The 12965-nt window shown below is 42.8% G+C and carries 10 protein-coding genes and 1 pseudogene; 5 read left to right on the forward strand and 6 right to left on the reverse strand.

Annotation, left to right across the window (positions count from 1 at the left end):
- Window positions 1-57: 57 nt before the first annotated feature.
- Window positions 58-1857 (reverse strand): penicillin-binding transpeptidase domain-containing protein, encoded by a 1800-nt coding sequence (locus tag IGI73_RS08605; protein WP_428207244.1) that lies wholly within the window; start codon window positions 1855-1857, stop codon window positions 58-60.
- 170 nt (window positions 1858-2027) lie between these two features.
- On the opposite strand from IGI73_RS08605, the gene IGI73_RS08610 reads away from it, so the two are divergent.
- Both IGI73_RS08610 and IGI73_RS08615 read left to right on the forward strand, forming a co-directional pair.
- Window positions 2028-2696, forward strand: a complete 669-nt coding sequence (locus IGI73_RS08610) for a response regulator transcription factor (RefSeq protein WP_428207243.1) — start codon at window positions 2028-2030, stop codon at window positions 2694-2696.
- Window positions 2686-4129: pseudogene (locus IGI73_RS08615) on the forward strand (sensor histidine kinase). The gene IGI73_RS08610 and the pseudogene IGI73_RS08615 overlap by 11 nt, the downstream one beginning before the upstream one ends.
- A 72-nt stretch (window positions 4130-4201) precedes the next feature.
- On the opposite strand, the gene IGI73_RS08620 reads toward IGI73_RS08615, so the two are convergent.
- From IGI73_RS08620 to IGI73_RS08640, 5 genes are all read right to left on the reverse strand, one after another.
- On the reverse strand, window positions 4202-4819 hold the full coding sequence (locus tag IGI73_RS08620; protein WP_005230151.1) for an HAD-IA family hydrolase: 618 nt from the start codon (window positions 4817-4819) through the stop codon (window positions 4202-4204).
- Between the two features lie 216 nt (window positions 4820-5035).
- The gene (locus IGI73_RS08625; protein WP_428207255.1) at window positions 5036-6628 is read right to left on the reverse strand and encodes a TPM domain-containing protein; all 1593 of its coding nucleotides are present in this window, start codon (window positions 6626-6628) and stop codon (window positions 5036-5038) included.
- Window positions 6629-6768: 140 nt separating this feature from the next.
- Window positions 6769-8118: a PFL family protein gene (locus tag IGI73_RS08630; RefSeq protein ID WP_074932598.1), complete on the reverse strand. Its 1350-nt coding sequence runs from the start codon at window positions 8116-8118 to the stop codon at window positions 6769-6771.
- Window positions 8119-8126: 8 nt separating this feature from the next.
- A complete protein-coding gene (locus tag IGI73_RS08635; RefSeq protein ID WP_005230142.1) occupies window positions 8127-8393 on the reverse strand; it encodes an ACT domain-containing protein in 267 nt (88 codons plus the stop codon).
- 103 nt (window positions 8394-8496) lie between these two features.
- On the reverse strand, window positions 8497-9159 hold the full coding sequence (locus tag IGI73_RS08640) for a 2,3-bisphosphoglycerate-dependent phosphoglycerate mutase (RefSeq protein ID WP_428207242.1): 663 nt from the start codon (window positions 9157-9159) through the stop codon (window positions 8497-8499).
- A gap of 415 nt (window positions 9160-9574) precedes the next feature.
- Here IGI73_RS08640 and IGI73_RS08645 point away from each other — a divergent pair, with 415 nt between their 5' ends.
- Genes IGI73_RS08645 through IGI73_RS08655 form a run of 3 tightly spaced genes read left to right on the forward strand, consistent with a single transcriptional unit; the run spans window position 9575 to window position 12943 of the window.
- The gene (locus tag IGI73_RS08645; RefSeq protein WP_428207241.1) at window positions 9575-11056 is read left to right on the forward strand and encodes an ABC transporter substrate-binding protein/permease; all 1482 of its coding nucleotides are present in this window, start codon (window positions 9575-9577) and stop codon (window positions 11054-11056) included.
- Window positions 11049-11771 (forward strand): amino acid ABC transporter ATP-binding protein, encoded by a 723-nt coding sequence (locus IGI73_RS08650; RefSeq protein ID WP_142973284.1) that lies wholly within the window; start codon window positions 11049-11051, stop codon window positions 11769-11771. The genes IGI73_RS08645 and IGI73_RS08650 overlap by 8 nt, the downstream gene beginning before the upstream one ends.
- 17 nt (window positions 11772-11788) lie before the next feature.
- Window positions 11789-12943: a pyridoxal phosphate-dependent aminotransferase gene (locus tag IGI73_RS08655; protein ID WP_016611109.1), complete on the forward strand. Its 1155-nt coding sequence runs from the start codon at window positions 11789-11791 to the stop codon at window positions 12941-12943.
- The last annotated feature ends 22 nt before the right edge of the window (window positions 12944-12965 follow it).

Below are 12965 nucleotides of genomic sequence, written 5' to 3' on the forward strand. Positions count from 1 at the left end.
AGCATGAAATTTCTTAGATGATCTAGGTCTTTTTAAGCTCCTTTTAAGAAACTTTTTTTACTCACGAAAACTTTGCAGCGCCATCGAACGCTCCATCAAGGGATTGGCGATTTTAGCTAATGTATGTCGATCGTATTCTTCTGGTCGCTTGATAGTGAGGTAAAGAATAAACTGTGGATCATCCGTTGGGTAGATGGAGACCGCCGAATAAATATAATCAAACTCTCCCGTCATGTAGCCTTGACCATTCTCATTGGCGATCTGAGCAGTCCCAGTTTTGACAGAAATCTCATGGTTCGTCAGTTGGTATACATCATAAGCGGTGCCATAACGTTCATCCGTCACTACATCGGTCATGTATTCTAAAACAGCATCAGCTGCTGCTTGTGAAATAGGCTGGGAAACGACTTCTGGAAAAACTTGGGTCTCTTCCCCTACTCGCCGAATCAATTGCGGACGTATCATCTCGCCACCATTGGCAAATGCACTAAATAGCTGCATCATCTGCATCTGATTGACGCCGATCGCATGGCCATAGGAACTCATGGAATAATCCACCCGATTTCTTGAAGGTAAGATCCCAGGCACTTCCCCAGGAAGCTCACTTCCTGTAACTTTCCCTAGTCCAAAATCAGTTAAATACTGTGCCCAATTATCAAAACCGATCCGTTGCTGAAGTCGAACCATCCCAGTGTTGCTTGACCAAGCTAACGCTTGCCGCATCGTCAACTCACCATTTGCTCCTGAGTCGTGGTCATTGATGACTCGATCTTCAATCTGCATACTCACAGGATTGTAGCGTTCCGTCGGATCAAAAACACCTTCATCAATAGCTGCCGCAACGGTTGCCAGCTTCAAGGTCGAACCAGGCTCATACATCTCTTCCGTAAAAAGATTACGCCAAATAAAGTGCTCATCCGCAATTCCTTCTTGGGTCTCTGGATGAAAACTAGGTCTTTGAGCCATCGTTAAAATCTCCCCAGTTTTCGCATCCATCAATAAAGCCGTTAGATTTTCTGGTCGTGTTTGTTCCATAACTTCATCCATCACTGATTCAGTGAATAACTGCAGATGAGCATCTAATGTCGTCCAAACATCATTCCCATCTACTCCTTCTTCTACGGTTTGATTGGTTGCGGGAACAGGATTCCCTGAAGCATTGACTTGAAAGGACTCTCGCCCATTTTGATTCTTCAAAAAGTCGTTCAGTACATATTCTAATCCAGAAACTCCGACTCGGATCTCTTCATCATCTGACGTTGTCCCTATCAAATGTGAAGAAAAGATACCATTCGGATAGCTGCGACTTGAACGAGCATCGAAATAGATACCATTGATTCCAGCTGCATCAAACGCCGCTTCGATTTGATTTCGAGTAGTCACACTTAGACCACTGCCAACATTGCCAAATTCCACTTGAAAGACAGGCGGATCTGTTTGATTCGCACCATCTGACAAGATTGACAAAACTTGCTCGTTAGAAATAGGTAAATACTCCGAAAGAATCGTTGCGGTCTCTTCAAAGCGCGCTCTGTCTAGATACATGGGTCGGCCATTATCAATGTAATCTTCAGAAAGAACCGCTCGAACAGTATAGGAAAGAATATCTTGTGCGATCACTGTCCCCTGCCGATCAAAAATCGCCCCTCGACTTGTTTCGATCGATCTTGAACTATAATACAAATTTTCTATTCTTTCAGACAAAGAGACGCCTGCAATCACGCCGACTTGAACAATGTAAATCAAACGTGCAGAAAACCCCATAAAAAGCGCAAGACTGATTATGTATAACCAATGACCGACTAGCTTACGATTTTTCTTTGCTTTTTTCTTTCTGACCATATGATAGTCATACATCGCCAAAGCGCTCCTTTCGATTGAATATACCTCTATAGTATTGGGTATTTGTGATGATCTTGTGAGGGAAAGAACAATTATTTTTCAAAGAGTCATTTTCCTATTAAATCAGCGATTATGCTGTGATATACTTTAAAAAATATAAATTATTTTTAAGGATGTGAATAAATTTGCAAAAAATATTGATCGTTGATGATGATACTCATATGCGTGCCTTAGTGAAAACTTATGCGGAGATCGAAGGGTATCTATGTTTTGAGGCAGCGGATGGAAAAGGAACTTTGGAAAAATTAACCAATCATTCATTCGATTTGATCCTCCTAGATGTCATGATGCCGGGAAAAGATGGCTTTCAGACGCTTTCGGAAATCAGAGGCAGCTGTAACACGCCAGTCATCATGATTACCGCTCGAAAGGAAGAATATGACAAACTCTTTGGCTTCAATCTTGGTGCCGATGATTATATTGCCAAACCATTTAGCCCTAAAGAGCTGATGGCTCGCATCAAAGCTGTGTTGAAACGAAGCAGTCAGTTTCAGTTCGAAAAGATCGTTTTTGGTGATCTCGAAGTCAATGTTTTTTCTCATACTGTAACGATCAATGGGAATCCTCTGCCGCTTACGCCAAAAGAATTCGATCTGCTGGTCTATTTGACGAAAAATAATCATATCGCTTTGAGCCGAGAATCAATTTTAGAAGGTGTCTGGGGCTTTGATTATTTCGGAGATACCAGAACAGTGGATACACACATCAAGTCCTTACGAGAGCGTCTAGGGGATTACCGAGAGTTGATCCAAACGGTTTGGGGAGTTGGGTATAAATTTGATTATGAAGACTAGTCGGTTAGGTTTTACTTACATCAAAAGTAAATTACTCGTGCGGCTTTGGTACGCCAATATGCTGCTGGTCATCATTGGCATCGCTTTTTTGTGGACTGTTCAAATTTTGCTCTTTGAACCAAATTATATCAATGTAACGAAAGAATCACTTTTAGAAACAGTTCAGGAAACAGCTGCCGCTATTGAAGAAATGGCAGTAGATCCAGATGATTTACCAGAAGAGCCATTACTTTTCCTCAGTAAAACGATCGTTGGGACTCTTTTCTTAGTCGACGAGGATGGCGAAATTCTGGCGGCATTTAACAATGGACAACAATTAAACATAGATGGGTTGAGCAACGAATACAACTGGTTGTTATCTCACGCACCAACTGTCCTTGATGGTGAGAGCCTGAGTGCTGTAGAAGACTTTGAAAAGTCTTCTGCCATTCTTATTGGCGTTCCTACCACTCTTTTCCAACGCCCAGCTGCCCTTTTGCTCTCCAATACGATCACTCAAATCGAAGCGCTTCAAAGCTTGAATCGACAGCAACTCTTTCTATTCACCATCATATTAACTATTTTTGCGTCAACGATCTCCTTTTTTTTTAGCACAGCATTTTATTCGCCCGATCAAAACCATCAAAGAAGCCATCATCCGCTTAACCAACGGCGAGCTTTATTCCGTACCCAATCTTAAGCGTAGTGATGAATTAGGTACACTTTCTGAATCGGTTGCGGACTTAAGCACAGAACTTCAGCGAGTAGACGTCTTGCGAAAAGAAGTCATTGCCAATGTTTCTCATGAACTACGCTCCCCCCTCGCGTTGATCACTGGCTATGGGGAGATGGTACGTGATGTATCTGGAAGCGACGAACGCCTTCGAAAAGAACACATGGACCTAATTATCAGCGAAGCCCACCGCATGAGTGCTATGGTCGATGACATCATGGATTTCTCTATCATGCAAGCTGGCTACACACAACTTAAAAATGAAATCTGGAATACATACGAGGTGGTTTCCTCCGTCGTTGCTTACGCAAGAGGGATCGCCAATCAATATGACATCACTGTCGATTTTGAAGCAGATCGTACGGATGGAAATGCTCTTTTTGATCGCATCAAAATGGAACAGGTTTTGCGTAATTTAATAAACAACGGCATCAACCATACACCTAAAAATGAACGACTCTTAATCAAATTAACGAATACATCTGCAGGAACAAAAGTTGCTGTCATCAATCCTGGAAAAGATATCCCTCCAGAACAACTCGAACTTATTTGGGAAAGATACCAACGCGTCCAACATCAAGCAGGACATAAAGAAGGAACCGGCATCGGCTTAGCGATCGTAAAAACCATTTTGACTTCTCATGCCTTCGAATATGGCGCTGAGTCGAAAAATGGTGTGACTTGTTTTTGGTTTGTTGTGCCGAGACTAGAAGATCAATGAGAACTACGTTTATACCGTTCATCATGAGTACTGAATGACTTACTTTCTATGCACAAAAAAAGCCTTGATTTCTCAAGACTTAATGATTTCTTGTATTTCAGCCATTGATTGGACGGTATGGTCGGCAGATACATCTTTTAAGAGACCTTCTATATCATAAAATATCGTCTTGACACCTGCTCCTTGTCCTGCAAAAACATCCATCGTGCGATCGCCGATCATGACAGTCTGATCTTTGTCTAGTTGATACTTTTCAACAAGATAAATCAGGGAAGTTGGATCCGGTTTGCGGGGGAAGTTGTTTTCTGGGCCAACGATCTCAACGATCAGGTCTGCCATCTGTTCTTTTTCTAACAACTCTTTCGTTGAGACGACATCGCGGTGGGTCAAAATGTAGTTCTTGCCCCCAGCAGCAACCACGGCTTCTAATGTTTCTTTGGTTCCTGCAAAGGAAAGCGGCAAACGATCATCCAGCGCTTCATTTGCTTTGAATGCTTTAGTGAACTCTTGAAAATCTAAGTTGTATTTTTCAGCAACTTTTTTGGAAGATGAATCTTTCAGTATATAATAAATCTCCGCTGGATCTGGATCAAAGCCATACTCCTTCAATGTCTTGATAAAAGCTTTTAACATGATTGGGTAGCTGTCGTAAAGTGTTCCGTCAAAATCCCATATGTAAGATTGGTACATGATATCCCTCGTTTTCTCCCTTTTTCAAATGAATGAAAGTTCCATTCATTTTCAGTAACTCTAAAAAGTTTACCACACTTTGTTTGGTTTGTCTTATTTATCAAGGGATTTCCTCTACAAGAAAAAACGCCATTGACCATACAATCCTTCCGCTTGCACAAACCTACATGCAAGCGAATGTATTGCAGAACAATGAACGTTCCTCACTACGAAAAATTACCAGCTACCAGAAACACCGCCACCGCTGCTGCTTCCTCCGCTAAAACCGCCAAAATCATTCGAAGAACTTTGCGTATCGGCAATGACTTGTTCTTGATGGGTCACATGATTATTCATCATCACAAAGAACAACGCCATATTCATACCATGGGGGTCATACTCTTGGCGAGCATTATTCAAAACGGCTGCTCGATCAGAAGCATCAAATGAGGATAATTTGTTCGCTAGTTCTGGGTGATTTTGATAAACCTGTTTCAAGTCAACTTGGAACAAGGCATCTGTTTTCACTTCCGCTAGAACATCAGAAACTTCTTTTGGAATGGCTTGTACCATCTCAGGATAGGTCGCTTTTTCCGTCACAAGTTGAGCTAAGTATCGCCCTTGCTCATTGCGTCTTCTGATCTCTTCTTTGGCTTGCTTGGCTATTTCTGCTCGATAAGCATCTGCTAAAGGCAGATTTTCGGGTAACACCGCATCAGTCAAATCGTAGTCTGCCATCCGTTCAGTCACTTCCCTGCCTAATTGGGCTTCATAGGTTTTTAAGGTGTCATGTTGTGTAAGGATCACCTGACCGAAATGTTTGACCGTGGTTTGTTTCTTCATCAGCAAGTTTGAAAAATAGGCGCCAATTGCTGGATTCGTCAAGCCGTGTTGGATGACTCGTTTATCCGCTGTCGACAATCCAGTGACCGAAGTCAATTTCGCTGGCACATAAGTCCTCGACACATACTGCGTAAATGCTTGTTGACAATCTTTTGCTGTCTGATACTGATGGTAACGCTGATAGTTCTTTCTATTGCTAGCCCATTTCAAGAAATCTTTCTGTTGGAAGTGACTATCTTCTAACAGATGTTTCGGCAATGGCAGGTGCTCTTCAAAACGCCGTTTGGTTTTAAGATGGCGAAAACTGATGAACCCGACAAGGCCTGCAGCTGCTGCCGCTACGACACCACTGACGATTTTACCAATAGTGAACCACATCTGCTTAGTGGCTTCTGCTTCTTGTGCCTGTTTTTCTGCTAACATTTGCTTGCCATCTTGATAGATCGTCCCTAAACCAATCGTTTCATCCGCTTCTTTCATTCGCTGATAGACTTCATTAGAAGCTGCCAATATCGCTGTATCATAATCTTCATCTCGTAATGCGTCTTTGGCATCTTCATCCACTAAATCATCTTCCGATAGCTCACTGAAGACATAGGATAGTCCATCGCCATAACCCAGACGAAATTCACGATCGTCAATGGCAAAGAGAAACAATAGTCCATTATTGTCCTCTGGATTTCCTAAACCATACTCATTGAACAGTTCCAAATTACGCTCTTCAATCGTTTGCCCATCTAAAGAAGGGATCGTGATCACAGCATATTCTGGCGCTCCAGTCAATGATTGGAAGCCCTCTTTATTCAAAGCATCGATCTGTTTGATCGTCTCTTGTGAAAGGACCCCGGCATCATCACGAACAAATGTCTGTCCAAAGACAATTGATGGTTGAAGGACAAAAAATCCCATCAAACCAACAAAAATCAACATCCCAAGTTGGAAGATTTTCTTCATTTTACCACCCCTTTTCATCGTGTTATCCTTCATTGTATTCGATTTCAAATGATAAAACATCCGCCTTAAGCATGAAAAAAATAGTTAGATGACTAAAAAACCTTTAAAAGACAGCATTTTGGTCGGTCTTTTAAAGGTCATTTTAACATATTTTCCTAGTAAAGGAGTACAAATTAATTTTTGAATGAATGGATCGGAGCGGGAATACGTCCCCCACGTAAAATGAAATCAGTTGACTGCGCAGGATTGGTTTTCATCACTGGTGCCGTCCCTAATAATCCACCAAATTCAATGCGGTCGCCGATTTTTTTGTCTTTCGCTGGAATGATTCGGACAGCTGTCGTCTTATGGTTGATGACGCCGATCGCTGCTTCATCCGCAATCATCGCGGCGATCGTCTCAGCAGAAGTATCTCCTGGAATCGCAATCATATCCAAACCGACAGAACAGATCGCCGTCATGGCTTCAAGTTTTTCTAAATTCAATAAACCAGATTCTACAGCCTTGATCATCCCTGCGTCTTCAGAAACGGGGATAAAGGCACCCGACAGACCCCCAACATGGTTACATGCCATTACGCCGCCTTTTTTTACTGCATCATTTAACAAGGCCAAAGCCGCTGTCGTTCCGTGGGTACCGACAGATTCTAGACCCATTTCTTCTAAAATCAATGCCACACTATCGCCGACTGCAGGAGTTGGCGCCAGCGAAAGATCGACGATCCCGAATGGAACGCCCAAGCGCTCGGAAGCCACGCGCCCGACCAATTGCCCCATCCGCGTGATCTTGAAAGCTGTTTTTTTGACTGTTTCCGCCACGACATCAAAGGACTCGCCTTTGACTTTTTCCAAGGCACGTTTGACGACACCAGGTCCGCTGACACCGACATTGATTTCCACATCAGCTTCACCGACCCCATGAAAAGCCCCCGCCATAAAGGGATTGTCTTCCACTGCATTCGCAAAGACGACGAGCTTCGCACAGCCCATATCTGATGCTTCAGCCGTCTTCTTGACTGTTTCTCCCATCAGACGTACTGCATCCATGTTGATCCCAGCTTTCGTTGATCCAATATTGACCGACGAACAGACAAAATTGGTTTGAGCCAAGGCTTCTGGAATCGATTCGATCAATGCAAGGTCGCCGCCTTGATAGCCTTTTTCTACTAGTGCGCTATAGCCGCCGATGAAATTGACTCCGACTTCTTGCGCCGCTCGATCCAAGGTCTTCGCAACTTTGATACAGTCTGCGGGTGTCGGCTGGCAAGCTGCCACTACGATCGCTACAGGGGTAACCGAAATCCGCTTGTTAATGATCGGAATGCCATATTCACTTTCGATCTCTTCGCCGACTTTGACAAGATCTTTCGCTTTTGTTGTAATTTTTTGAAAAATTTTCTCACAGGTACGATCAATGTCGGCGTCAATACAATCCAATAATGAGATCCCCATTGTGATGGTACGAATATCTAAGTTTTCTTCTTCCACCATGCGAATGGTTTCAAGTATTTGATTTGTCTCCATAGTGCCTCCTATAATTTGTGCATGGTATCAAAAATCTCTTGATTTTGAATGCTGATTTTTACACCTAATGTACGACCAATTTGGTGAAGCTCCTCACGAACACCATCAAAATCCTGATTGGCATCCATGTTTAAAAGCATCATCATCGTGAAGTAATCTTCCATGATCGTTTGGGACACATCTAAAATATTGATTTCTAATTCTGCTAATTTCTGGCTAACACCAGCAATGATCCCAACCTTGTCTTTTCCAATAACGGTTAATACGGCTTTCATATCCTCCCGCCTTTCATAAAATTTTTCTTATTATAGCACAACAAAACCACATTTTCGATGTAACATCAAACGAAAATGTGGTTTATTCTTTAAATGTTCGTTATTACGCCCGTTCAATCAAGTTTGCTTGGCTATCAAACTCATAAATGATCGGCTGTGCGTTAGGAATATCGATCGTATCCATGGCATCTTTTGGCACGTCTTCCAAGTATTTGACTAACGCCCGCAAGCTGTTCCCATGACCAGTAATGAGAATATTCTTATGATCTTTAAGTAACGGAACCACCTGGTCTTGCCAAAATGGGACTACTCGCGCCACCACCATCCCCAGATTTTCTCCCTTAGGTATCAAGCGAGGGTCTAAAGAATTATAGCGTCGGTCTAAATCATTTTCCTTCACATATAAAGGCGGTTCATCATATCCACGTCGCCATTTTTGGACCTGTTCTTTTCCATACTTTGCCACCATCTCATCTTTATTGACCCCTACTAATTGGCCATAATGACGTTCATTTAGGCGCCATGTTTTTTTCACAGGAACCCAAAGCTGATTGCTGGCTTCCAGAACGGCATCGCAAGTGATGATCGTTCGCTGCAGCACAGATGCAAAGGCAAAATCAAAGGAAATCCCTAATTCTTTGATCTGTTCCCCCGCAGCCCAAGCTTGTTGCCGGCCTTTTTCGGTCAGAGAAACATCCAGCCACCCTGTCCAGTAATTTTCAAAATTTGCTTCGCTTTCACCATGTCGAATCAATACGACCTTCATTCTATCGCCTCCTCTTCTCTTTTATTATCGCAAGAAATCCAAAAAATGTCTTATGTTTCGTTTTTGCCGCTTTGTTTCAAACAACTTTTTATTTTGTCATTGCAGATTCTGTTTCTCGTTTAAGCGAAGCTGCTTTCTTTCTTCATTATCCGTTATTTTCTAAGCATCCTTTCAAATAGATGTGTTTAGAAAATGGCTGCTGCTCCTTTTCCACTTTCTTCTTCCTTGGATTGCAAATAATTTGAATAAATGGTTTTACGCTCTACAACAATTTTTGACTTTTTTTCTCTGACTTATTGACTTCAACTGATGTTATGCTATGATAGTTTCTATCACTTATATGTATTTTTATACATTTATTAGTTATTATTTGCATTTTTAATAGATGCGCAGAAAAAGTTAAAGGGGCGTTTACATGAAAAGGTTTAGTAAGGGTACTGTTTTATTAGGGATCATCACAGCGTTGCTGCCGTTTTTCTTTGTCGGACAAGCACATGCAGAAGAAACCGATCCAATCTATGAAAAAGTCAAAGAAAATGGTGTATTGGTCGTGGGTTTATCTGCCGATTATGCACCATATGAATTCCGTGCCAATGTTGATGGAAAAAATGAAATCGTAGGGATCGATATCTCGATTGCCCAAAAAATTGCAGATGACTTAGGGGTCGATCTGAAATTTGAGGAGCTTGGATTCGACGCGCTGTTAGGGGCTCTAAAAACGGGTAAAATCGATGTCGTCATCTCTGGGATGGCTGCTACGGATGAGCGCCGTAAAGAAGTCAATTTCACTGACACCTATATGGAAGTCCAACAGACCGTCCTGGTTCGAGCAGAAGATGCGGATCGTTTCCAATCGACGGCTGATTTTGATGGTGTAGCTGTCGGTGCACAACGACAAACCACACAAGAAGAGCTGGCAAATACAGAATTGACTGGCTCGACCGTCACCTCTTTGCAAAGGGTGCCTGATTTGATCACCAATCTAAAATCACGCAAGATCGATGCGATCGTGATGGAAGGTCCCGTCGCTGAAGCTTATGTGACGGCGAATGATACCTTGGCATTAGCCGAAAATGTCACGTTTGAAAACGGCGTGAAGGAGACCGCGATCGCCATCTCGAAAGAAGCGCCAGTTTTACTGGAAAAACTCAATTCCTCCATTGAAACTATCATTAGTAATGATCTTTTAAGCCAATACAAAGAAGATGCCTATCGATTGATGTTTACCGAAGAAGGCACGATCGATGAAGAGCAAAGCTTTTGGGAAAAATATCTGCCTTTTTACATCACTGGAACTGGCTATACGATCTTCCTAGCCTTGGTTGGGGTATTATTCGGCTCTATCGGTGGCAGTTTGTTAGCCTTTATGAAGCTTTCTAAGTCAAAAGCATTGAAAGTCATTGCCGCTGTCTATATTGAATATGTTCGGGGAACACCTTTGTTAGTACAAATATTTATTGTATACTTTGGAACAGGCGTGTTAGGCTTAGAGCTTTCGAAGTTAGCTGCTGGCTGTATTGCCTTAGCACTAAACAGTGCCGCCTATGTGGCAGAAATCATTCGTGCTGGGATCAATGCCGTCAATAAAGGACAGCTGGAAGCCGCTCGTTCATTAGGCATGAATCAGATCCAAGCGATGCGCTTCATCATTTTCCCGCAAGCCATCAAAAACATCTTGCCTGCTTTAGGAAATGAATTTGTCACGGTCATCAAAGAGTCTTCGGTCGTATCGGTAATCGGTGTGTCTGAACTGATTTTCCAAACAGGCGTCGTTCAAGGGGCCAGCTTCAAACCATTTTTACCATACGTTATCGTATCATTGATCTACTTTGTATTGACCTTCGCCCTCTCACGTCTATTGGGTGTTGCTGAAAGGAGAATGAAAACTAGTGATTAAAGTTGAAAAATTAGTGAAAACATTTGGCGAGAATACCGTCTTAAAAGAAATCGATCTTGAAGTGACACCTGGTGAAGTCGTTGTGATCATCGGACCCTCAGGAAGTGGGAAAAGTACTTTCTTACGCTGCTTGAATCTTCTTGAACAGCCGACTGGCGGGAAAATCACCTTCGAAGGCAATGATTTATTGGCAAAAGGGGTGAAAATCGATCAGATTCGTCAAAAAATGGGAATGGTCTTTCAAAGCTTCAATTTATTCCCTCATAAAACGGTGTTAGAAAATCTGACTATCAGCCCGATCAAAGTCAAACAGCAAGAGCAAACTGCTGCCGAAGAGACAGCGAAAGGATTGCTGGAGCAAGTTGGCTTAGCTGAAAAAGCGGATAGTTACCCCTCTAGCCTTTCTGGCGGGCAGCAGCAACGGGTGGCTATTGCTAGAGCGTTGGCAATGGATCCTGATGTAATGCTCTTTGACGAACCAACCTCAGCATTGGACCCAGAAATGGTTGGAGAAGTGTTGACGGTCATGCAAGCTTTGGCAGAAAAAGGCATGACGATGGTCGTCGTTACCCACGAAATGGGCTTCGCTAAAGAAGTTGCCGATCGTGTCATCTTTATGGCTGACGGTATCATTCAAGAACAAGGAACACCAGAACAGATCTTTGAGCATCCGCAAAATGCGCGGACACAGGATTTTTTAAGCAAAGTTTTATAGAAATTGGAGATGACAAAATGAACCGTCCGTTGATTGCAGAACGTTTTTTACAACCAGAAGAAAATCTTTTAATGGAGATCGCCACTCTTGCGAAGAAAACCCCAAATTTGATTGATTTGTCGATTGGTGATCCTGATTTGATTACAGATGCGACAATCATTGAAGCAGCTTTTGCTGACGTCAAAGCAGGTCATACAAAATACACCGCTTCAGACGGCAGTGCTGATTTTATCCAAACCGTCGTTGATTTTTACCAAAAGCAATACCAGCTTACTTTTTCTCCTAGTCAAGTACGAGGAACTGTCGGTGCATTGCATGGCATGTACTTAGCTTTGGCTGCCATCATTGATCCCGGTGATGAAGTGATTATTCACGAACCGTACTTTTCGCCTTACAAACAACAAGTCGAACTAGTCGGTGGTGTGCCAGTCTTTATTCCGACCTTTGAAAAAGATGGCTTTCAAATCGACGTCGAGGTTTTAAAGGCCGCTATCACTGAGAAAACCCGTGCAATCATTATCAATTCACCCAACAATCCTACTGGTGCTGTTTTTTCTCCAGAAACTTTTGAAAAAATCGCAGCAGTTGCCATTGACCATGACTTACTAATCCTCTCAGATGAAGTCTATGAAGCCTTTTGCTTTGATGACACCTTTGTACCGATGGCAGCCTTCGCACCTGAGAACACCATCACATTCAGCAGTTTCTCAAAAGCCTTTGCCATGACAGGCTGGCGGATCGGTTACATGATCGCACCTGAATCGATCAATCTTACGGCAAAACTGATCAATGAGGCGATCGCCTATTCGGCACCAACTCCTTCACAACGGGCAGGTATTTACGCATTGAATCACTATGATACCCTCGTGCCGCAAGTGGTTGCTGTCTTTAAGGAACGACTGACTTACATTGAACAACGGGTTGCTGAGATCCCGTTCCTTTCCTTATCCCCAGTCAAAGGAAGCATGTATGCCTTCATCAACATTGAACAAACGGGGTTGGACTCTGTCAGCTTTGTCGAGAAATTATTAAAGGAAACCAGTGTGCTGATGATCCCTGGGAAAGCCTTTGGAGAAACGACCGGCGATGGCTATGTTCGCTTAGCTGCCACCCAATCGTTGGACTTGTTAAAAGAAGCTTTCGACCGGATTGCCGCGTGCTCATTTGATTAAAGAAAATCCCACTCACTTCTAG

Source organism: Enterococcus sp. DIV0755f (assembly GCF_051713725.1).
GTDB classification, from domain to species: Bacteria; Bacillota; Bacilli; order Lactobacillales; family Enterococcaceae; genus Enterococcus_D; species Enterococcus_D casseliflavus.

Excerpts from the sequence above, each read along its gene's own strand:
- IGI73_RS08605 (WP_428207244.1), bottom strand. The coding sequence starts at position 1,857 with ATGTATGACTATCATATGGTCAGAAAGAAAAAAGCAAAGAAAAATCGT.
- IGI73_RS08635 (WP_005230142.1), bottom strand. The coding sequence starts at position 8,393 with ATGAAAGCCGTATTAACCGTTATTGGAAAAGACAAGGTTGGGATCATT.
- IGI73_RS08630 (WP_074932598.1), bottom strand. The coding sequence starts at position 8,118 with ATGGAGACAAATCAAATACTTGAAACCATTCGCATGGTGGAAGAAGAA.
- IGI73_RS08640 (WP_428207242.1), bottom strand. The coding sequence starts at position 9,159 with ATGAAGGTCGTATTGATTCGACATGGTGAAAGCGAAGCAAATTTTGAA.
- IGI73_RS08645 (WP_428207241.1), top strand. The coding sequence starts at position 9,575 with ATGAAAAGGTTTAGTAAGGGTACTGTTTTATTAGGGATCATCACAGCG.
- IGI73_RS08655 (WP_016611109.1), top strand. The coding sequence starts at position 11,789 with ATGAACCGTCCGTTGATTGCAGAACGTTTTTTACAACCAGAAGAAAAT.
- IGI73_RS08620 (WP_005230151.1), bottom strand. The coding sequence starts at position 4,819 with ATGTACCAATCTTACATATGGGATTTTGACGGAACACTTTACGACAGC.
- IGI73_RS08625 (WP_428207255.1), bottom strand. The coding sequence starts at position 6,628 with ATGAAGGATAACACGATGAAAAGGGGTGGTAAAATGAAGAAAATCTTC.